Genomic DNA, 20,824 nt, shown 5'->3' with positions numbered 1-20,824 from the left:
GTGTCTGAAGACCTCTCCCGATCTGGCCTTTGAACGTCAGCCTGTGCTGACGTTCAGGCGTTGGAAAGTCCAGCCCGGCCGGATCAGGGTGTGTCTCAACGAGAACTGACGCGCCCGAACAGAATTCGCACCACGCGGGTTCGTATCCCAGAGTGAAGCCAATGGCGGGTGGGGCGGTACAGCCCTGTCGGCCAGTGTCTTCTGAAATGGTTATCCTCCATATAAGAGTGGGACAACGCTATGAATTTGCACGAATATCAGGGCAAGCAGCTGTTCGCTGAATACGGCCTGCCGGTTTCCAAAGGCATCGCCTGCGAGACTCCGCAGGACGCCGTCGCTGCAGCTGCTGAGATTGGCGGTGAGCGCTGGGTTGTGAAGGCCCAGGTTCACGCAGGCGGCCGGGGCAAGGCCGGGGGCGTCAAGCTGGTCAGCAGCAAGGACGAGATCCGCGAGTTTGCCGAGTACTGGCTGGGCCGCAACCTGGTCACTTATCAGACGGATGAAAAGGGTCAGCCGGTCAGCAAGATCCTGGTTGAAGATCTGACCGACATCGACCAGGAACTGTACCTGGGTGCGGTTGTTGATCGTGGCTCACGTCGTATCGTTTTCATGGCCTCTACCGAAGGTGGTGTCGAGATCGAGACGGTGGCCGAGGAAACCCCTGAGAAGATCCTGAAAGCGGAAGTCGATCCGCTGGTCGGCGCACAGCCGTACCAGGGCCGTGAGCTGGCTTTCAAACTGGGCCTGAAGGGCGACCAGATCAAGCAGTTCGTCAAGATTTTCCTGGGTCTGGCCAAGCTGTTCGAAGACAAGGACCTGGCCCTGTTGGAAATCAACCCGCTGGTCATCACCCCGGCAGGCAACCTGCACTGCCTGGACGCGAAGATCGGCGTTGACGGCAACGCCCTGTACCGTCAGCCGCAGATTCGCGAGATGCACGATCCTTCCCAAGAAGATCAGCGCGAAGCCGATGCCGCGAAGTGGGAGCTGAACTACGTCGCTCTGGAAGGCAACATCGGTTGCATGGTTAACGGCGCTGGCCTGGCCATGGGCACCATGGACATCGTGAAACTGAACGGCGGTCAGCCGGCCAACTTCCTTGACGTGGGGGGTGGCGCGACCAAAGAGCGTGTGACCGAAGCGTTCAAGATCATCCTGTCCGATGACGCCGTCAAGGCCGTTCTGGTTAACATCTTCGGCGGTATTGTCCGTTGCGACATGATCGCGGAAGGCATCATCGGCGCCGTGAAAGAAGTCGGCGTGAAAGTACCTGTCGTGGTTCGCCTGGAAGGCAACAATGCCGAACTGGGTTCCAAAGTACTGGCAGACAGTGGCCTGAACATCATCGCGGCTACCAGTCTGACGGATGCTGCACAGCAAGTCGTTAAAGCCGCGGGAGGTAAGTAATGAGCGTCCTGATTAACAAAGACACCAAAGTGATCTGCCAGGGTTTTACCGGTGCACAAGGCACCTTCCACTCTGAGCAGGCGATTGAGTACGGCACCAAAATGGTTGGTGGTGTCTCTCCCGGGAAAGGCGGTACCGAGCACCTGGGTCTGCCGGTCTTCAACACCGTTCGCGAAGCGGTTGAAGCCACAGGCGCACAGGCAACCGTCATCTACGTGCCGGCGCCTTTCTGTAAGGATGCCATCATCGAAGCGGCGGACGCTGGCCTTGAGCTGATTGTCTGCATCACCGAAGGCATCCCGACCATCGACATGCTCTACGCGAAAGAGTACGTCGATCGCAAAGGCGTTCGCATGATCGGCCCGAACTGCCCGGGCGTGATCACTCCGGACGAGTGCAAGATCGGCATCATGCCGGGCCACATCCATAAGAAGGGCAAGGTCGGTATCGTTTCCCGTTCCGGTACCCTGACTTATGAAGCGGTCAAGCAGACCACCGACTTCGGCTACGGCCAGTCCACCTGTATCGGTATTGGTGGTGACCCGATTCCGGGCTCCAACTTCATCGACATGCTGAAGCTGCTGCAGGACGACCCGGAAACTCAGGCGATCGTCATGATCGGTGAGATCGGCGGTACGGCCGAAGAAGAAGCCGCGGCCTTCATCAAGGACAACGTGACCAAGCCGGTCGTGTCCTACATCGCCGGTGTGACGGCGCCTCCGGGCAAGCGCATGGGCCACGCCGGTGCGATCATTGCCGGTGGCAAGGGCACGGCAGACGACAAGTTTGCGGCCCTGGAAGATGCGGGCGTCAAGACCGTTCGCAGTCTGGCCGAAATCGGCCAGGCGCTGAAAGAGGTCACTGGCTGGTAAGAGCCAACGCCTGAAAAAGAGCCCCTGTTTTCTCCCGTCGGGGAGAGAGCGGGGGCTTTTTCGTTTAAACTGGGCTGACTTTGCGGCGAGAGGGTCTGTGATGGGCGCGGGTTTATCGTTAACCTGACCGCCACATCCGTTATAATCCCGGCGAAGACAATACGGTAGATCGGACCGCCGTCAGGCGAAAACCGAGCGTTCCAGTATCATCCATTAAGGAGTTCATGCTTTGAGTTCTGTAGATCCCCAGCAGCGCGTGCTGTCTGGTATGCGTCCCACCGGAAAACTGCATCTTGGTCATTACCACGGTGTGCTGAAAAACTGGGTCAAACTCCAGCATGAATTCGAGTGCTTTTTCTTTGTTGCCGACTGGCACGCGCTGACCACGCAATACGACGATACCCGTGGTATCGAGTCCAGCGTCTGGGAGATGGTGATCGACTGGCTGGCCGCGGGTGTCAATCCGGGGTCTGCGACCATCTTTATCCAGTCCAAGGTGCCGGAGCACGCGGAGCTACACCTGCTGCTGTCAATGATTACGCCACTGGGCTGGCTCGAGCGGATTCCGACTTATAAGGACCAGCAGGAAAAGCTGCGCGAGAAAGACCTCGCCACCTACGGCTTCCTCGGCTATCCGCTGCTGCAGAGTGCCGACATCCTGATGTACCGGGCCGGCCGGGTGCCCGTGGGTGCCGATCAGGTGTCGCACGTGGAGATCACCCGCGAGATCGCGCGCCGTTTCAATCACATCTACGGTCGTGAGCCGGGCTTCGAAGAGCAGGCGGAGGCCGCCATCACCAAGATGGGCAAGAAGAACGCCAAGCTCTATCGCGAGCTGAAGCGCAAGTACCAGGAAGAGGGCGATGTGGAAGCCCTGGACCGGGCTCGGGCCTTGCTCAAGGAGCAGCAGAACATTTCCATGGGCGACAGTGAGCGCCTCTACGGCTACATCGAGGGTGGCGGTAAGGTCATTCTGCCGGAGCCGCAACCACTGCTGACGCCGGATTCCAAAATGCCGGGCCTGGACGGTCAGAAAATGTCCAAGTCCTACCAGAACACCATTGGCCTGCGCGAAGAGCCGGACGCCGTCGCACAGAAGATCCGCGTCATGCAGACCGATCCGCAGCGGGTTCGTCGGACCGATCCGGGCGAGCCGGAGAAGTGCCCGGTCTGGGGGCTGCACAAGGTCTATTCCGACAGCGACACCCAGGAATGGGTTCAGACCGGCTGCCGGAGCGCCGGTATTGGCTGCCTGGACTGCAAGAAGCCGCTGATCGACGCCATCGTTGAAGAACAGCGTCCGCTGCATGAGCGGGCCAGGGAATACGAAAGCAATCCGGAGCTGATTCGCTCGATTATCGAGGAAGGCTGCGAGCATGCGCGCGATGCGGCGCGGGAAACTCTGGACGAAGTGCGTCATGCCATGGGGCTGTCCTACCGCTGATCGCGGTGGACAACCACTGGCCCGGGAGCGGCAATGACTGACGATCAGCAGGTCCAGGAGAACTCGGAGTCCCAGACGCCTGAGGCGACTCAGGTGGCGTCGGACACCGATACCCCGGATGTCGCTTCTGTGGCCCGGGTGGCGGGCCAGCCCGTCAAGGACCTACCGCAGGATCTCTACATCCCGCCGGACGCGCTGGCCGTTTTTCTGGAGGCCTTTGAGGGGCCTCTCGATCTGCTGCTTTACCTGATTCGCCGTCAGAACATGGATATCCTCGATATCGATGTCAGCGAGATCACCCGTCAGTACATGGATTACATCAACGCCATCGAGGCCATGCGCTTCGAGCTGGCCGCGGAATATCTGGTGATGGCGGCCACCCTGGCGGAAATCAAGTCGCGCATGCTGCTGCCGCGCCAGGAGAGTGAGGACGAGGAAGACCTGGATCCCCGCGCCGAACTCATCCGCCGACTCCAGCAATACGAGCGCTTCAAGAAAGCGGCTGAGGATCTGGATGAGCTGCCGCGTATGGAGCGGGATACCTACGCCACGTCAGCCTCACTGCCTCGCCTGCCGCAGAGCCAGGTGCATCCGGACGTGGAACTGAAAGACATGCTGCTGGCGTTGCGCGACGTCATTCGCCGGGCGGACCTGTTCACCAGCCACCACGTTGAGCGGGAAAAGCTGTCCACCCGGGAGCGCATGTCCCACATTCTCTCCAGCTTGTCCGGCGACCGCTTTGTGCGCTTCGAGAGTTTGTTCACGATCGAAGAGGGGCGGCTGGGTGTCGTGGTGACGTTCCTGGCGACGCTGGAGCTGGTCAAGGAGCAGCTGATCGAGGTGGTTCAGGGCGAAGTGCTCGGGTCGATTCACGTGCGGGCCCGGGCGGCAAACTGAGACACAGGGCAACAGGAATGAGCGAAGAACAGATTCGACGTATACAGCTGATTATCGAAGCCGCGCTGCTCGCCGCCGGCAAGCCCCTGAACCTGGATCAATTGCGTGAGCTGTTCAGTGAAGAGGAACGCCCGGCCCGCCAGGTCATGGAGCATGCTCTCAGCCAACTGGAGCAGGCCTGCGAGGGGCGTAGCTACGCCTTGTGCAAGGTGTCCAGCGGTTACCGCTTCCAGATTCGTGAAGACTATGCCCGCTGGGTCGGTCGGCTGTTCGAGGAAAAGCCGCAGCGTTATTCCCGGGCGCTGCTGGAAACCCTGGCTCTGATTGCCTATCGCCAGCCCATCACCCGGGGTGAAATCGAAGACATTCGCGGGGTTACGGTTAGCAGCAATATCATCCGGACGCTCATGGAGCGAGAATGGGTGCGTATCGTCGGCCACAAAGACGTTCCGGGCCGACCGGCCATGTACGCCACGACCCGTCAGTTTCTTGACTACTTCAACATGACGTCGCTGGAGCAGCTGCCGCCCCTGTCGGAAATTCGTGATCTCGAGGAGATCGGGCGAGAGGTCGAGCAGAAGATCCAGGCCGAAATCCAGTTTGACGATCCGAAGTCGGTCCCGGAAGACGGAGACGACGATACCGGCGACGACCACAATGAATCCATTTCCGGGACCGTCCACTGAGGTCGGTCCGGGCACTTTGAAGGAAAAGTACCATGTCGCAGAAGCGCGACGCACAGTCGGGCCGCGGCCAGCGGCCGTCCGCGGATAAGCAGAAGCCCACACGTCAGGTGTTGCCGCCCGAGCGTCTGCAGAAGGTTCTCTCGCGGGCCGGCGTCGGTTCGCGTCGGGAAGTTGAAGCGTGGATCGAAGCCGGGCGGATTACCGTGAATAAGGCGATCGCCGTTCCGGGCCAGAAGGTCACGGTGGACGACCACATTTTCATCGACGGCAAACCCGTCAGCATCGAAGCGGCCCAGGCACCGGTTCGTCGGGTTTTGATGTACAACAAGCCCGAAGGCGAAGTGACCACCCGTAACGACCCGGAGGGGCGTCCGACGGTTTTTGATCGCCTGCCGCGTCTCAAGGATCAGCGCTGGATCGCGATTGGCCGGCTCGATATCAATACCACCGGCCTGATGCTATTCACCACCGACGGTGAGCTGGCGAACCGCCTGATGCATCCGTCCTATCAGGTGGATCGGGAGTATGCAGTGCGCATCTTCGGGGAAGTGGACGAGGCGATGACGGATCGGTTGCTGGAAGGTGTCCTGCTGGATGACGGCATGGCGAGCTTTTCGGATATTTCCAGCGCCGGTGGCTCAGGGATCAACCATTGGTTCCACGTCACCCTGTTCGAGGGGCGTAACCGGGAAGTCCGGCGGCTGTGGGAGTCCCAGGGCGTCAAGGTCAGTCGCCTGAAGCGGGTCCGTTTCGGGCCAGCCATGTTGCCCAGTCGTCTCAGCATGGGGCGCTGGGAGGAAATGGATCAGCGCAGTGTCGATGCCCTGAGCCGGGCGGTTGGCCTGGATCCACTGGCGCTACCGGCGAAGACGCCGGGGGAAGCCCGTACCCAGCGTCGGCAACAACGCAAGAAGCCGTCCCGGGGATCCGGCAGCTATCGTAAGGGGGGCGTGTTTACCCGAGCGGAGCACAAGGCGGAAGAGCGTCAGGAAAAGAAAGGAGATGCCCGTCGCAAGTCCCCGACGGGACGTCGCAAGGCGCCGGGAAAGTAACTTGAAGTTTCGCCCGTTCCGTGGGCGTTGTTGTCGGTCTAGTCGCCGCGGTTGCGGCGGTTGCTGTCGATGAAGGCGATATCGGTGTTCTGGGCGGGCCGCGCCTGACGGGTGCAGTCGCGGCCATCGGATTTGGCCTGGTACAGCGCTTCGTCCGTACGCTTGAACCATCCATCGGCGGACTCACCACGGGACTGGATACCGAAGCCCGCACTGGCCGTCACGCGGACCGGTTCCCCTTCGCTGTCCAGGGTGATGCGGGTGATGGCCTCGCGGATACGGTCAGCCACCAGCGCACATTCCTTGTCGCCGATATGCGGCAATATGATTCCGAATTCCTCACCACCAATCCGATATACCGTATCCGTGCAGCGGGTGGCGTCTTCGATCGCCAGCGCTGTCGCCCGCAGAATCTGATCGCCGGCCAGGTGGCCATAGCGGTCGTTAACCGATTTGAAATGATCCAGATCACACAGAATTAACGCACAGCGCTCGCCGTGACGATTGCCAAGTGAGGCTTCGCGGCCCAGCGCATCTTCAAACGCCCGCTTGTTGGGGATGCCGGTGACGACATCGGTGAGGGAAGCTCGGCGTACCGCATCGTAGCGACAGGCATTCCGGATCGAGTGAATTGCCGTCCCCAGCATCTGCTCAATGACCGTCTGTTCCTGTTCGGCAAAGCGCATCCGGCGAAAAATGCGCAGCATGCCGAAGTGCTCGCCGGCCAGATTCAGGCCATACTCACACCGATGATTACCACCCTGGCCAATCTTGATCTCGACAGGCTGGCCGTCGATGGTGTTCTGGTAGGTCAGGCGGTCGAACGGCACCACGGAGGCCAGCTCTTCGGCGAAAATGGCCATGAGTTCCTGGAGGTCCGGTGTGGTCGTCATCCGACGGCACAGGCGCATGAAAACGTCATCATCACGCTGCCACTGAAGACTCAGACGCTCCAGGTCGGCCAGGGCCTGAGCACGCTCAGGTCCGGCGTTTGTCAGGGATGTGGGATTAGAGGGCATAACGGTACTCTCGCTCGCATTGCGGTCGTTCAAGCATGTATCGTGCCCGTCCTGTAAAGGTCATTATAAACAGCGTGTTAAAAGGGAAGAGTGTGCTTTAAAGTTCAACGGAATGCGGTTTAGACAAATTATTGACGGATTAAATCCGACACGGGCGGAAGGAGATTGCCGTGGTCAAGGACGCAAAGATCGAGTTTGCAACGTTTGTGGTCGATCAGCTTCAGGGGGTTGGGCCGGTTCAGGCCAAGAGGATGTTCGGGGGTTATGGCCTTTTTCTGGGGGACATCATGTTTGCGCTGATTTCCGGGCAGACGCTGTATTTGAAGTTCGACGCCCAGAGTGAGCCGGCGTTTGTTGCCCGGGGCCTGGAGCCCTTCACGATCCCGCGTCAGGGGAAGCGCATTGCGATGTCCTACCGCCAGGCACCCGAGGAGGTCTTTGAGGATCCGGAGCAGATGATGGCCTGGGGGAACGAAGCCTATGCCGCCGCGTTACGCGCCAGTCAATCTGGAAAACGGTAAAGTCATGGGTGGTCATGGCGCGAATATGGACTAGAGCACGCGCTTCCTGATGGCCGTCACCAACTGGTTCATTAGCTCGACCGCTTCCTGCTCATGATGTTCCTGCCATTGCCAGCGGCTGCTGTTTTCGCTGCCTTCCCGCGCCCGGGCATCCCGGTTGTCGAGGAACTGACAGGCGGCTAGATGCGCCTTGACCTCGGCATCAAGCAGCTGGTGCAGCAGGTGATCGATGTCGGCATCGATAAACGGGCGCAGGCGGTTGGTTTCCCGGCGCAGGTCCAGGGCCGCATGACGGGCTGCGAGACGGGTATCGCTGATCGGCTCGTGATGATCGATGGCGCGGAGGAAGGTGCCGATCCGGTCGTGCAGCTCCCACGCGAGGGGCCACAAGGTATCGTAGGCCGCTCTTTCCGTCGCGGAAACGCCCGCCCGTGGCCTGACATCGACCGATGGGGCATCCGGTTTATCGCCTTCGCCGCCGACCTGGGCATCGGCTTCCTGCCAGAGTGTATTGATGCGCCGCTCAAGATAATCGACTTCTTCCTGCTGTCGACGCACCTGTCGGAATAGAACAACGAACGCAGCCAGCGCAATAAGGCAAGCCAGACCGCCCGCGACCACAAGGACCGGCGCTCTGGAAATAAAGGCTAGGGCGTCTGGATTCATGAAGCGCTCTCCTGTCACCTCAGTCGCCGTCACAGTCTCTCACATTCTCAGGATGCCTCACCAGTCTCGCTTCGCCCGGGCGCCCGTCACAGGCGGCCAAGACACTTGATGGCGGCCGCGGCGGCGGACGTGCGGTTCTCGACGGCCTGCTTGCGGAAGATCTGTTCCAGGTGTTTGTTGACGGTGCGCGGGCTCATTTCCAGAATCTGGCCGATTTCCCGGTTGGTCTTGCCGTTGGCGATCCAGAGCAGGACGTCTGCTTCCCGGGCAGTCAGGCCGAAACGTTGGCGCAAGGTCTCGGTCGCATGCTTGTCATTTTTTCGGGGGCTGAGGCGAAGCAGGTAGTTGACGTTGTCGATCCGGGCCAGAAATTCGGCCGTCAGTGGTTCGGGCAGGAAATCCAGGGCCAGGTTATGGCCACTTTCCGGGTCGTGGTCCAGCCAGGTGCTGAGCGTTTCAACGACGCGCTCGCTGGTTTCGGTATCGAGGGCACCGGACTGCTTGAGCAGTTGCTGTACCTGCGGCGTCGCCCACACCTGCTGCCCGTGACCATCGACCGCCATCAGGTTCTGGCCGGCATGATCCAGTGCCGAGCGTGCACTGCGGGCCATGCGGGCATTGGCCAGATGCACGGACATCCGGGCGACCAACTCATTGGCATTGATGGGTTTGGTGACGTAGTCCACGCCGCCGGATTTGAGCCCCATCACCACGTGCTCGGTGTCCGACAGACCCGTCATGAAGATGATGGGCACGTCCATCAGCTCGCTGCGCTCACGCAGGCGCCGGCAGGTTTCGAAGCCGTCCATGTTGGGCATGATCGCATCGAGCAGAATGATGTCCGGGGCGATGTTCTGGGTGATGGTCAGGGCCTGGGCGCCTTCGAGCGCCACCAGCACGGTCATGCCGGCTTCTTCCAGCACGTCGTTGATCATGCGGATGCTGTCCACCGCATCGTCGACAACCAACACAACGGTACGTTGTTCACTCGCAGCATTCATCACGGGTTACCTGTAGCAGGGAGATGATCTCGTCAAACCGGAAGTTCTCGGTCAGCTCGGTCAGTTGATCGAGCAACGGGGTTTCGGCGTCTCCATGCACGCGCATGCTGTGCAGCGCTTCGAGCAGTCCTTTGCGATGGCCGATTGAAGCCAGCTCCACCAGACGCTGCTGGTGGGCCGGTTCGGGGAGGCGATTGACGGGTGACGGATAGAACGCGGTATCGCTCTTCTCACTGGGCGTCCTTTCGTAGCGCCAGCTCAGTTTGAGCAGTTCGCCGATACGATCCAGCAAGAGGTTCAGTCGCACCGGTTTGACGACGTATCCGTCATACAACGGTGGGCTTTGCAGCTGGTGCCGGCCCTCGCTGGCATCGGCGGAGACCATGACCACCGGCAGCTCCAGGCGAGCGCCACGGATCTGGTCGAGGATCTCCCAGCCGGTAAAGCCCGGCATGGAGATGTCCAGTAACACCAGGTCCGGCTTTTCCCGCTCCACGGTCTGCAAGGCGGAGAGGGAGTTGTCGATCTCCAGGATCTCGAAGCCCAGCGGCGAGAGCATCGCGCGGATAAGCTGGCGATGTGACGACTCGTCGTCGATGACCGCAATCCGGCGAACCGGGCCGTCGTAGCCGAAGATGGTTCGTGTGGGCTCAGTGATGGATTCCGGGTGAGGGCGGTCGACGCTGGAGAGCATGAGGCTGACCCGGAAGACGCTGCCGTGGCCGGGCGAGCTGGTCACGGCGATATCGCCCCCCATGATTTCGGTCAGCAGGCGCGTAATAGTCAGGCCCAGGCCCGTGCCCGAGCGGCTCAGTCCGGCCGTCCGAACGCGCTCGAAGGGACGGAAGATGCGCTCGATGTCCGATTCGGCGATGCCTTCGCCGGTGTCCCGCACCTCGAATTCCGCCACCTGGCTGCGGTAGCGCAGTGTGAAATTCACCTCCCCGTGATCCGTGTACTTGATGGCGTTGGAGAGCAGATTGATCAGGATCTGCCGCAGACGCTTTTCATCGGTACTGACAAACTCCGGCAGGTGTTTCGGGCCTTGGTACGTGAAGCGCAGGCCCTTGTCCTGAGCCTGGAGCCGGAACATGTGTACCAGCTGATCCATCAGCATCGCAATACGCACCTGGTCCCGGTGCAGGTCGAGCCGGCCGGCTTCGATCTTGGAAATGTCCAGCAACCCCTCGATCAGGTCGGCCAGGTATTCGCCCGAGCGGCGGATCACATCCAGGGCGCCTTTGCGATTGGCCGGGATGGTCTCATCGTTTTCCAGCAACTGGGCGTAGCCGAGGATGGCGTTCAGCGGGGAGCGCAGTTCATGGCTGATGCCGGTCAGGTAGCGGCTCTTGGCATCGTTGGCGGCTTCGGCGTGTTCCTTGGCTTCCTGAAGGGCTTTGTCCGTGCGTTCGTGGGCAACGATCTCCTCCATCAGCAGCCGCGTCTGGCGCTGGGATTCCTCTTCCGCAACCACACGGCTTTCATGGGCCAGCACGAACAGCCAGCAGACGACGCCGGTCACGATAATCAGGATGAAGAAGACCTTCCACAGCGTGGCGGAAAGCAGCAGGGCGGCTGCGGCACTGTCCACCGGCGTCTTGAAATAGATCAGCGACAGCAGAAGGCCGGACACGCCGTTGATGGCAAACAGCAGGATCAGGAAGTGGCCGACCCGGCTGGTCAGCCGGGGCATCAGGGCCGAGGGCAGGTACCGCCCGAAGAAGCTCTGGAACTGTTCCCGGTACCCGGCGCCAGGCTTGCAGAAATCGGCACAGCGGGCGTCGAGTGAGCAGCACAGGGAGCAGATATGGCCGTCGTAAGCCGGGCAATGGGTCACGTCCTCGGGCTCGAAGCGGTGCTCGCAAATGCAGCAATTGACCAGGCCCTCGGTGGTCTCCATATGCACCGGTGGCCGGGCCAGGTAATAGCGGCCCTTGGTCTGCCAGGCGATCAGGGGCGCGGTCACCAGCGCGGTGGCCAGTGTGATGAAGTGTGACAGGGCCTGGGCCACATCGCCCAGGGCACCGCTGTGGCAGACCAGTCCGGCGGTCGAGGCCAGCAGCATGGCCCCCACGCCCACCGGGTTGATGTCATAGAGGTGCGCCCGTTTGAACTCGATGTGTTGCGGGCTGAACCCCAGCGGCTTGTTGATGACCAGGTCCGCCACCAGCGTGCCCAACCAGGCGATGGCAATGACGCCGTAGAACCCGAGCGTGTCCTCCAGCGCGCGATAGACGCCAAGTTCCATGACCAGCAAGGCAATAGCCACATTGAACATCAGCCAGACGACCCGGCCCGGGTGGCTGTGGGTCAGCCGGGAAAAGAAATTCGACCAGGCAATGGAGCCGGCGTAGGCGTTGGTGACGTTGATCTTGATCTGGCACAGGATCACGAAGACCCCGGCCATGGCCAGGGCCACTTGCGGCGTCTGGGTCATGTAGTTGAAGGCCACCACATACATCTGCGTGGGGTCAGACGCGTCGCTGGCCGGAATGCCCTGATGCAGGGCGAGCACGGCCAGGAACGAGCCGGCCAGGATCTTGAGGCTGCCGATCACGATCCAGCCGGGCCCGCCGCTCAGGACTGCCATCCACCATTTGGCTTTCTCGCCTTCCTTGGGTTCGGGGATAAAGCGCAGAAAGTCCACCTGCTCACCGATCTGGGCAATCAGGGAAAAGACCACCGCTGCTGCGGCGCCGAACATCAGCAGGTTGAAACCGCTACCGGTCTCTGGATGAATGCCCTCGAACTGCGTCCAGTCCGTCACGGCAGTGGCGTCGGAATAGATGATGAATACGAAGGGGAGCAGTTGCAGCACAATCCAGGCCGGCTGGGTCCAGAGCTGGAAACGACTGATGGTGGTAATGCCGTGCGTGACCAGCGGAATGATCACCAGCGCGCAGATCAGGTAGGCAAACACCAGGGGAATGCCGAACAGCAACTCCAGCGCCATGGCCATGATGGCCGCCTCCAGCGCAAAGAAGATAAACGTGAACGAGGCGTAAATCAGCGAAGTAATCGTTGAGCCGATATAGCCAAAGCCCGCTCCACGGGTGAGCAGATCAATGTCGACGCCGTAGCGGGCGGCGTAGTAGCTGATGGGAATGGCGGTCAGGAAGATGATCAGACTCACCACGCAGATGGCCACCACAGCATTGTCGAAGCCGTAGTGCAGGGTGATGGCACCGCCGATCGCCTCCATCGCCAGGAAGGAAATCGCCCCCAGCGCGGTATTGCTGACCCGGGCGGCCGACCAGCGTCGGGCCGTCTTGGCGGTAAAGCGCAGGGCGTAGTCTTCCAGGGTCTGGTTGGCGACCCACTGATTGTAGCTCCGGCGTACGCGGAAAATATGCTGTCTGGCCGTCATGGGCTGGCCTGGTTGCTGTTGTTCGGAGGCTTCGCCGTGGCGAAGCGAGAGCCCGTCCTGTCCGTCGTAAATCCACTTCCCCATGTATCCGGTGCCTGTTTCGATTTTTGTGCGCCAAAAAGGGGCGCAGGATTCGCGGTTAAGGCGCCTGCAGCCCGATTGGCGGTACCGGATACCGGACAACAATTATCGTGCCATCGGCCTCGTCGTCGGCAGGCGAATGTGCACGCGGGAAAAGGAGTACTGCGTTTTTATCGCGTTGGGCACCGGCCGCCCATGCGTCAAATGACGTAGGTCGGTGGGGTATTTGTCGAATGGGCGCTCATGGCGGTGCTGGACAGAATGATCCTCGTAGGTGCTGTGCGACCCGGTGGGCGCCAGGCCGAACATTAAACAATGCGAGGAAAGACCATGGGTACGACAGATAAGACAGGAAATCAGCGCGCGCTGTCGGGGGGCACCGGTTGGCGCCGGAGTCTGATGACATTGGCCGCCTCGGTGATGCTGGCTTCGGGTGCCAACGCGGCACCGGCCACGTCCGAGGTGAACACCACCGGTTTGGCGGTCACCGATGACACGGTCACCGTCGGTATTCTTCACTCACTGACCGGCACCATGGCGATCAGTGAGACCGGTTCGGTCCAGGCCGAGAAGCTCGCCATCGAGCAGATCAACGCCCAGGGCGGGGTGCTGGGACGTCAGATCAAGGTCATCCAGGAAGACGGCGCTTCCGACTGGCCGACTTTCGCCGAGAAGTCCCACAAGCTGCTGGAGCGGGACAAGGTCGCCACCGTCTTCGGTTGCTGGACCTCCGCGTCCCGTAAAGCCGTCCTGCCGGTGTTCGAGAAGGACAACGGCCTGCTGTACTACCCGACTTTCTATGAAGGGCTGGAAGAGTCCCACAACGTGTTTTACACCGGCCAGGAGGCCACCCAGCAGATCCTCGCGGGTCTGAACTGGGCCCACGACAAGCTCGGTGCGAAGACGTTCTATCTGGTGGGTTCCGACTACATCTGGCCCCGGACGTCCATGAAAATTGCCCGCAAGCACATCGAGAATGTGCTGCACGGCAAGGTCGTGGGTGAAGAGTACTACCCCCTGGGCAGCACCCAGTTCGGCTCGCTGATCAACAAGATCAAGCTGAAGAAGCCGGACCTGGTCTTCGGTGCGGTCGTGGGTGGTTCCAACGTGGCCTGGTTCAAGCAGCTCAACGCCGCCGGCCTGACCTTCAAGAAACAGCCCATGCTGACCATCTCCGTGACCGAGGATGAAGTCCTGGGTATCGGCGGTGAGAACGTCGAAGGGCTGTACTCCTCCATGAAGTACTTCCAGAGCCTGGACCTGCCGGGCAACAAGGAATTCGTCGCCGCCTTCAAGAAGAAGTATGGCGAGGACGCCGTGATCGGTGACGTGACCGAATCCGCCTACCTCGGCCCGTGGCTGTGGAAGCGTGCGGTGGAATCCGCCGGCAGCTTCGACGTGGACAAGGTGGTCGCCGCCTCCCCGGGTATGGAGTGGGACAACTCCCCGCACGGCTACCTGAAAGTCGACAAGAACCACCACCTGTGGATGCGCACCCGCATTGGCCAGTGGAAAGCCGATGGCCAGGCCGACGTGGTGTGGGAATCCGACGTGATCAAGCCGAACCCCTTCCCGGAAGGCTACCAGTAAGCGCCATGGACGCCCGGGAGCTATCCCGGGCGTCGCCGATCCTGGCGCTGTCCTGACTGAAAAGAAACGTTTGAAGCAACACAACAAGCGGGTGCAGAAACGGGTCTGCACCCCGGTCCGAGGGAGGACTGATCATGGGTGGTTATACCGGAGAGGAACTGACCGCAATCTTTCTGATGCAGGGGTTCAGTGGCCTCAGTCTGTTTTGCGTGTTCCTGCTGATGGCCCTGGGGCTGGCGATTATTTTTGGACAGATGGGCGTGATCAACATGGCCCATGGCGAATTCCTGACACTGGGGGCTTACATCACCTACCTGGTGTCCTACGTGGCCTCGGATGTGTGGCCCTTCCTGCTGGATTACTACTTCCCCGTGGCGATCATCCTCGCCTTCGTGGGGACCTTCATACTGGGCTACCTGGTGGAGCGTTTCCTCATACGGTTCCTCTACAACCGGCCGCTCGACACGCTGCTCGCGACCTGGGGGCTGGGTCTGATCATGCAGCAGATCTTCCGCTCCACCTTCGGTCCGCGCGAGAAGAGCGTGGTCATGCCGGACTGGCTGATGGGCTCCTACCAGGCCACTGACATGGTGGATATTCCATTGAACGGTCTGCTGGTGGTGGGCATCACCATCGTCCTGACTATTGCCGTTTTCTTCCTGCTGTACCGCTCACGCTGGGGCATCAAGGTCCGTGCGACCACCCAGAACCGAATGATGGCCAACGCCGCGGGCATCAATACCGAACGCGTGGACCGCCTGACGTTTGCCCTCGGCTGCGGAATCGCCGGCGTAGCGGGTGCCGCCTTTACCACGATCGCCTCTACGGGCCCCACCACCGGGTCGCTCTACATCGTGGACACCTTCCTGGTGGTTGTGTTTGGGGGCGCTGCCAGCCTGCTGGGTACCGTGGCCTCCGCCTTCGGCATTGCCCAGGCCCAATCCATCCTGTCCTTCTTCCTGTCCGGTTCGATGGCGAAAGTCATCACGCTGATGACCGTGGTGGGGATTCTCATGTTCCGGCCCCAGGGGCTGTTTGCCAGCAAGGTCCGGCGCTGATTGCGGCCTGATACGAGGAGACGACAATGAGTACGCAACCTGTAGCGAAGGCCAGCTGGATGGACAAGTTCGGCGGCCGCGGAAAACTGATCCAGATCCTGATCATTGCGGTCCTGATCCTGGGTGTCCTGCCACTGTTCAGCGATATCTTCCGGCTGAATCTTTATGGCAAGTACCTGACCTACGCGTTCGTCGCCGCGGGTCTGGTGCTGTGCTGGGGTTACGGCGGCATTCTCAGCCTGGGGCAGGGGATCTTCTTCGGCCTGGGCGGCTACTGCATGGCCATGTTCCTGAAGCTGGAAGCCTCGTCGCCGGAAAACACGGCGATCCAGAGTACGCCGGGGATTCCGGACTTCATGGACTGGAACCAGCTCACCGAGCTGCCCTGGTTCTGGCAGCCGTTCCACAGCTTCACGGCCACGCTGATCCTGATTGTGGCGGTGCCGGCGCTGTTTGCCTTCCTGATCGGTGTGGCCATGTTCAAGCGCCGGGTCGGTGGCGTCTACTTCGCCATCATCACCCAGGCCATCGCCTCCATCATGACCATCCTGATCATCGGCCAGCAGGGCTACACCGGGGGCATCAATGGCATCACCGACCTGCGCACCCTGATGGGCTGGGATATCCAGACGGACTTTGCCAAGTACGTGCTGTACTTCGCCTGCTGCGCGGCCCTGATTCTCTGCCTGCTGGCGGGCCAGTTCATCCTCAACAGCCGTTACGGCCAGTTGCTGATCGCCATGCGCGACCAGGAAGACCGGGTGCGTTTCTCCGGCTACGACGTGGCGAACATCAAGATCTTCGTGTTCGTGGCCGCGTCGGTCATCTCGGCCATCGGTGGCGCGTTCTTCACGCTGCAGGTGGGCTTCATGTCGCCGTCCTTTGTGGGCACCGTGGCCTCGATTGAGATGGTGATTTTCTGTGCGGTCGGCGGGCGACTGTCCCTGATCGGCGCCGCCTACGGGGCGTTCCTGGTCAACCTGGCGAAAAGCTCCCTCTCGGAAAGCTTCCCGCAGCTGTGGGTCGTTGCGATGGGGGCGTTGTTTATCGCGGTGGTCATGCTGTTCCCGCGGGGCCTGGCCGGCCTGGTGTCGGATTACGCTGCGCCCGTGCGCAACTGGTTCGCCAGCGCCTTCAAGCGCGAAACCGTTGCGGCTTCCGGGCCGGAAACCAAACCCAGTGCGCCGAAGTCGGCTGAATCCAAAGCCCGTGACGACGTGTCCATGGCCTCAGCACAGGAGTCCCACTGATGAGCTCACCCATTCTGCTGGCGGTTGAAGACCTGACCGTTTCCTTCGACGGCTTCAAGGCGGTCGATGGTCTCTCACTCTACCTGGAACGCAACGAAGTGCGGGTCGTCATCGGTCCCAATGGCGCGGGCAAGACCACGCTGCTGGACCTGATCTGCGGCAAGACCCGGGCGACGGACGGCTCCATCAAGTTCAAGGATCTGGAGCTCACCAAGATGGCCGAGCACCAGATCGTCCACAAGGGGGTGGGGCGCAAGTTCCAGACCCCGTCCATCTACGAAAACCTGACGGTCGCCCAGAACCTGGAGTTGTCCTATCCCTCCGGTCGCACGGTGTTCGGGAGTCTGTTCTTCCGGCGCACCCCCAGGATCAATAAACGGGTCCGGGAGATCGCCGAACAGATTTACCTGGCGGACGACCTGGACAAGAGCGCCGGCCTGCTCAGCCACGGCCAGAAGCAGTGGCTGGAGATCGGCATGCTGCTGATCCAGGACCCGGAACTGCTGATGCTGGATGAACCGGTCGCGGGCATGAGTGTGGTCGAGCGGGAACGCACCGCCGGACTGCTCAAGGAAATCAGCCAGAACCGGTCGGTGCTGGTCATCGAGCACGACATGGACTTCGTCAAGGATATCGCCCACAAGGTGACCGTGTTGCACCAGGGCAAGTTGCTGGCGGAGGGCAAAATGGACGACATCCAGAAGAACGAACGGGTGATTGAGGTTTACCTGGGGCACTAACGGCGCGGCTAAGCGCAGGAGATCGAAACATGCTCAGTACCAACGATTTACGTGTCAGCTACGGCATGAGTGAGGTGATCCACGGGGTGTCCCTGAACGTGGGCGAAAACGAAACCCTCACCATCATGGGCCGCAACGGGATGGGCAAGACCACGCTGTTCAAATCGCTGATCGGGGTGTTGCCCGCGAAAGGGCAGATCACCCTTGGCGGTGAGGACCTGACCAGCACCAAGCCCTATCAGCGGGTGCAGCGGGGCATTGCCTATGTGCCCCAGGGACGGCTGGTGTTCCCGACGCTGACCGTGGAAGAAAACATCGCCACCGGTCTCGAAGCGACCGGAGCGAAGAAAATCCCGGCCGACATCTACGACCTGTTCCCGGTGCTTCATGACATGCGCCATCGCAAGGCGGGCAACCTGTCCGGTGGGCAACAGCAGCAGCTGGCCATCGGTCGTGCCCTGGCGGCGGATCCCAAGGTCCTGTTGTTGGATGAGCCCACCGAAGGCATCCAGCCGTCGATCATCAAGCAACTGGCCAAGACCCTCAACGAGATCAAGGAAATCCGCAAGCTCAGCATCGTGGTGTCCGAGCAGGTGTTGAGCTTTGCCATGGCCGTTGCGGATCGCGTGATGGTGATCGAGAAGGGCGCCATCGTCCACGAGGTGGACGGCAAGACCGCAGATCAGCAGCAGATCGCCCAGTACCTGGCGGTCTGAATCCCGGTTAAACGAAAGATCAGTAGGAGAACATCATGCGACACGGTGATATTTCCAGCAGTAACGACACGGTCGGCGTGGCGGTCGTCAATTACAAGATGCCGCGCCTGCACACCCGCGACGAGGTCCTCGACAACGCCCGCAAGATTGCGGACATGATCAAGGGTATGAAGGTGGGCCTGCCTGGCATGGACCTGGTGGTGTTCCCGGAATACAGCACCATGGGCATCATGTACGACAACGATGAGATGATGGAAACGGCAGCCACGGTGCCGGGCGACGAGACGGCCATCTTCGCCGCGGCCTGTCGGGAAGCCAACACCTGGGGTGTTTTCTCACTGACCGGTGAACGCCACGAGGAGCATCCGAAAAAGGCGCCGTACAACACGCTGGTGTTGATCAACAACGAAGGCGAGATTGTCCAGAAGTACCGCAAGTGCATTCCCTGGTGCCCGATCGAAGGTTGGTATCCCGGCGACACCACCTACGTCACCGAGGGCCCGAAGGGCATGAAGATCAGCCTGATCATCTGCGACGACGGCAACTACCCGGAAATCTGGCGCGATTGCGCCATGAAAGGCGCCGAGCTGATTGTCCGGTGCCAGGGCTACATGTACCCGGCCAAGGAACAGCAGGTCATGATGGCGAAGAGCATGGCCTGGGCCAACAACTGCTACGTGGCGGTGGCCAACGCCTCCGGTTTCGACGGCGTCTATTCCTACTTCGGCCATTCGGCGATCATCGGCTTTGACGGCCGCACCCTCGGCGAATGCGGCGAGGAGGACATGGGCGTGCAGTATGCCCAGCTCTCCGTCAGCCAGATCCGCGATGCCCGGGCCAACGACCAGTCCCAGAATCACCTGTTCAAGCTACTGCACCGGGGCTATTCCGGTGTTCACGCCTCCGGTGACGGCGACAAGGGCTTGGCCGATTGCCCGTTCGAGTTCTACCGCACCTGGGTGATGGACGCGCAGAAGGCGCAGGAAAATGTCGAGGCAATGACCCGCAAGACAATCGGTGTGGCGGAGTGCCCGGTGGGCGAGTTGCCCTACGATGGCCAGGAGAAGGCCGCAGGCGCGTAAGGAGGGACCGGCGTGTCGTTCATCAACGAAAAGATTGAAGCCAATCGCGAACAGACGGCACGCCGGGATTATGCCGGCCGCGTCCAGCGGATGTCCCGGTTCGTGTTCGACCCGGAAGCGGTCAGCGACCGTTTGCAGGAGCGCATCGTCGGGCAGGCCGAAACCCTCCAGGCCTTGACGGCGATGCTGGTGCGAGTGAAGGCGGACATCGGGCCAGAAGACCGGCCGCTGGCGGTCCACATGCTGATGGGCCCCACCGGCGTCGGCAAGACCGAAACCGTGCGCCTGCTGGCCGAGGCCATTCACGGCAAGCGCGATGCCCTGTGCCGGGTCGACATGAACACACTGGCCCAGGAGCATTACGTGGCCGCGTTGACGGGCGCGCCGCCCGGCTATGTCGGCAGCAAGGAAGGCCACACGCTGTTCGATACGGAAGCCATTCAGGGCAGCTTCAGCAAACCCGGCATCGTGCTGTTCGACGAGGTGGAAAAGGCGAGTCCGGAAGTGGTCCGCACGCTCCTGAACATCCTGGACAGCGGCCGGCTGGTCTTCCCGTCGGGCCAGCAGGAGATCGACTTTCGCAACAGCCTGATCTTCATGACCTCCAACGTTGGCGCCTTGGAGGCCGCCCGCTACCGCGATACGTTCCGGCGTGGCTGGCGCCGTTGGCTGGGCCTGATCCCCCGACGCGAGGCTGAGGTGCTGGAAGCGGCCCTGCTGAACACCTTTGATCCCGAGTTCATCAACCGGATCGACGGCATCCACACCTACAACCGGTTGGGCATCGACCGGCTCGACGACCTGCTCAGCATTCAACTGGCCCGTCTCAATCAGCGGCTGTCCCGCCGGGGTGCGTCTGTCGAACTCACGGAGGCGTTGCGCGAATACCTGTGCGGACGCTACGACAACCGCTTCGGCGCCCGGGATATCCTGCGGCGCCTCCGTTCGACATTGGAGCCCCCGCTGGCGGAAGCCCTGCTGGCGCATCCCGATGTCGGGGCGTTTCGAGGTTATCTGCGGGGCGGCGCCGTCTGCGTCGAGCCCGTTACGGTTCCGGGAGAGCCGGCCTGATTCCCGTTTAGTCAGACCGGCCGCGTTTCCCGCAAGCCGCCCTCCTGGTTGGGCGGCTTTTTTGTGCGCCCGGCACGGGCGCACTCCTGGAGGTGCAAGTCCTCCCGTGAGCTGGCCACAGCGAGCGAAGTGAAGCGCAACTGCGGAAGGGCGACTGACCGTGGGGAGGAAGCGTGGAGCGTAAACCGTGAGCCGATGAACAAGAATCGGATACGAGGCGCTGCCGAGCAGGGCGAGCGGGCAAGAAGCCGCGAAGCTCTTGTGGCCAAGGCGAGGTGGCGTATATCCGGCGGTTGTGCGGTGA

18 protein-coding genes are annotated in these 20,824 nt (G+C 61.3%); 14 read left to right on the top strand and 4 right to left on the bottom strand.

The window, feature by feature from the left end; translation table 11 throughout:
• The first annotated feature begins 240 nt into the window (after positions 1 to 240).
• From sucC to rluB, 6 genes are all read left to right on the top strand, one after another.
• The gene (sucC, locus tag EB809_RS03375; protein WP_123633402.1) at positions 241 to 1,407 is read left to right on the top strand and encodes an ADP-forming succinate--CoA ligase subunit beta; all 1,167 of its coding nucleotides are present in this window, start codon (positions 241 to 243) and stop codon (positions 1,405 to 1,407) included.
• Positions 1,407 to 2,279: a succinate--CoA ligase subunit alpha gene (gene sucD, locus EB809_RS03370; RefSeq protein ID WP_123633401.1), complete on the top strand. Its 873-nt coding sequence runs from the start codon at positions 1,407 to 1,409 to the stop codon at positions 2,277 to 2,279. Before sucC ends, sucD begins: the two co-directional genes overlap by 1 nt.
• A gap of 229 nt (positions 2,280 to 2,508) precedes the next feature.
• The gene (locus EB809_RS03365; RefSeq protein ID WP_190294813.1) at positions 2,509 to 3,723 is read left to right on the top strand and encodes a tryptophan--tRNA ligase; all 1,215 of its coding nucleotides are present in this window, start codon (positions 2,509 to 2,511) and stop codon (positions 3,721 to 3,723) included.
• A 33-nt stretch (positions 3,724 to 3,756) separates the two neighbouring features.
• Entirely contained in the window at positions 3,757 to 4,620 is an 864-nt protein-coding gene (locus EB809_RS03360) for a segregation and condensation protein A (RefSeq protein ID WP_123633400.1), read from the top strand.
• 17 nt (positions 4,621 to 4,637) lie between these two features.
• Positions 4,638 to 5,306 (top strand): SMC-Scp complex subunit ScpB, encoded by a 669-nt coding sequence (gene scpB / locus EB809_RS03355; RefSeq protein WP_123633399.1) that lies wholly within the window; start codon positions 4,638 to 4,640, stop codon positions 5,304 to 5,306.
• Positions 5,307 to 5,338: 32 nt separating this feature from the next.
• Positions 5,339 to 6,358, top strand: a complete 1,020-nt coding sequence (gene rluB / locus EB809_RS03350; RefSeq protein ID WP_123633398.1) for a 23S rRNA pseudouridine(2605) synthase RluB — start codon at positions 5,339 to 5,341, stop codon at positions 6,356 to 6,358.
• A gap of 38 nt (positions 6,359 to 6,396) precedes the next feature.
• Here the strand turns inward: rluB and EB809_RS03345 are convergent, their stop codons facing one another.
• Positions 6,397 to 7,377: a GGDEF domain-containing protein gene (locus EB809_RS03345; RefSeq protein ID WP_123633397.1), complete on the bottom strand. Its 981-nt coding sequence runs from the start codon at positions 7,375 to 7,377 to the stop codon at positions 6,397 to 6,399.
• 170 nt (positions 7,378 to 7,547) lie between these two features.
• On the opposite strand from EB809_RS03345, the gene EB809_RS03340 reads away from it, so the two are divergent.
• On the top strand, positions 7,548 to 7,898 hold the full coding sequence (locus tag EB809_RS03340) for a TfoX/Sxy family protein (protein ID WP_223807798.1): 351 nt from the start codon (positions 7,548 to 7,550) through the stop codon (positions 7,896 to 7,898).
• A 30-nt stretch (positions 7,899 to 7,928) separates the two neighbouring features.
• On the opposite strand, the gene EB809_RS03335 is transcribed toward EB809_RS03340, so the two are convergent.
• The 3 genes from EB809_RS03335 to EB809_RS03325 form a co-directional block, all read right to left on the bottom strand.
• A complete protein-coding gene (locus EB809_RS03335) occupies positions 7,929 to 8,564 on the bottom strand; it encodes a hypothetical protein (protein WP_123633396.1) in 636 nt (211 codons plus the stop codon).
• A gap of 86 nt (positions 8,565 to 8,650) precedes the next feature.
• Positions 8,651 to 9,565: a DNA-binding response regulator gene (locus EB809_RS03330; protein WP_123633395.1), complete on the bottom strand. Its 915-nt coding sequence runs from the start codon at positions 9,563 to 9,565 to the stop codon at positions 8,651 to 8,653.
• Complete coding sequence (locus tag EB809_RS03325) at positions 9,549 to 12,932, bottom strand: ATP-binding protein (protein ID WP_123633551.1); 3,384 nt, start codon at positions 12,930 to 12,932, stop codon at positions 9,549 to 9,551. Before EB809_RS03325 ends, EB809_RS03330 begins: the two co-directional genes overlap by 17 nt.
• A gap of 501 nt (positions 12,933 to 13,433) precedes the next feature.
• Here EB809_RS03325 and urtA point away from each other — a divergent pair.
• The 7 genes from urtA to EB809_RS03290 all read left to right on the top strand — a co-directional run bounded on the left by urtA (position 13,434) and on the right by EB809_RS03290 (position 20,520).
• The gene (urtA, locus tag EB809_RS03320; protein WP_411711055.1) at positions 13,434 to 14,603 is read left to right on the top strand and encodes an urea ABC transporter substrate-binding protein; all 1,170 of its coding nucleotides are present in this window, start codon (positions 13,434 to 13,436) and stop codon (positions 14,601 to 14,603) included.
• Positions 14,604 to 14,737: 134 nt separating this feature from the next.
• A complete protein-coding gene (gene urtB / locus EB809_RS03315) occupies positions 14,738 to 15,661 on the top strand; it encodes an urea ABC transporter permease subunit UrtB (protein WP_123633393.1) in 924 nt (307 codons plus the stop codon).
• A 59-nt stretch (positions 15,662 to 15,720) separates the two neighbouring features.
• On the top strand, positions 15,721 to 16,911 hold the full coding sequence (urtC, locus tag EB809_RS03310; protein WP_123633550.1) for an urea ABC transporter permease subunit UrtC: 1,191 nt from the start codon (positions 15,721 to 15,723) through the stop codon (positions 16,909 to 16,911).
• Entirely contained in the window at positions 16,911 to 17,651 is a 741-nt protein-coding gene (urtD, locus tag EB809_RS03305) for an urea ABC transporter ATP-binding protein UrtD (RefSeq protein WP_123633392.1), read from the top strand. Before urtC ends, urtD begins: the two co-directional genes overlap by 1 nt.
• A gap of 29 nt (positions 17,652 to 17,680) precedes the next feature.
• Entirely contained in the window at positions 17,681 to 18,367 is a 687-nt protein-coding gene (urtE, locus tag EB809_RS03300) for an urea ABC transporter ATP-binding subunit UrtE (protein WP_123633391.1), read from the top strand.
• Positions 18,368 to 18,402: 35 nt separating this feature from the next.
• Positions 18,403 to 19,449, top strand: a complete 1,047-nt coding sequence (locus tag EB809_RS03295) for an aliphatic amidase (RefSeq protein WP_123633390.1) — start codon at positions 18,403 to 18,405, stop codon at positions 19,447 to 19,449.
• A 12-nt stretch (positions 19,450 to 19,461) separates the two neighbouring features.
• Positions 19,462 to 20,520 carry an AAA family ATPase gene (locus tag EB809_RS03290; RefSeq protein WP_123633389.1) on the top strand — a complete coding sequence of 353 codons (1,059 nt, stop codon included), beginning with the start codon at positions 19,462 to 19,464 and terminating at the stop codon, positions 20,518 to 20,520.
• Positions 20,521 to 20,824: the final 304 nt, after the last annotated feature.

Origin of the sequence: Marinobacter sp. R17 (assembly GCF_003789045.1) — a bacterium.
Lineage (GTDB): Bacteria > Pseudomonadota > Gammaproteobacteria > Pseudomonadales > Oleiphilaceae > Marinobacter_A > Marinobacter_A mangrovi.
This window is presented reverse-complemented; position numbering and strand designations above follow the sequence as displayed.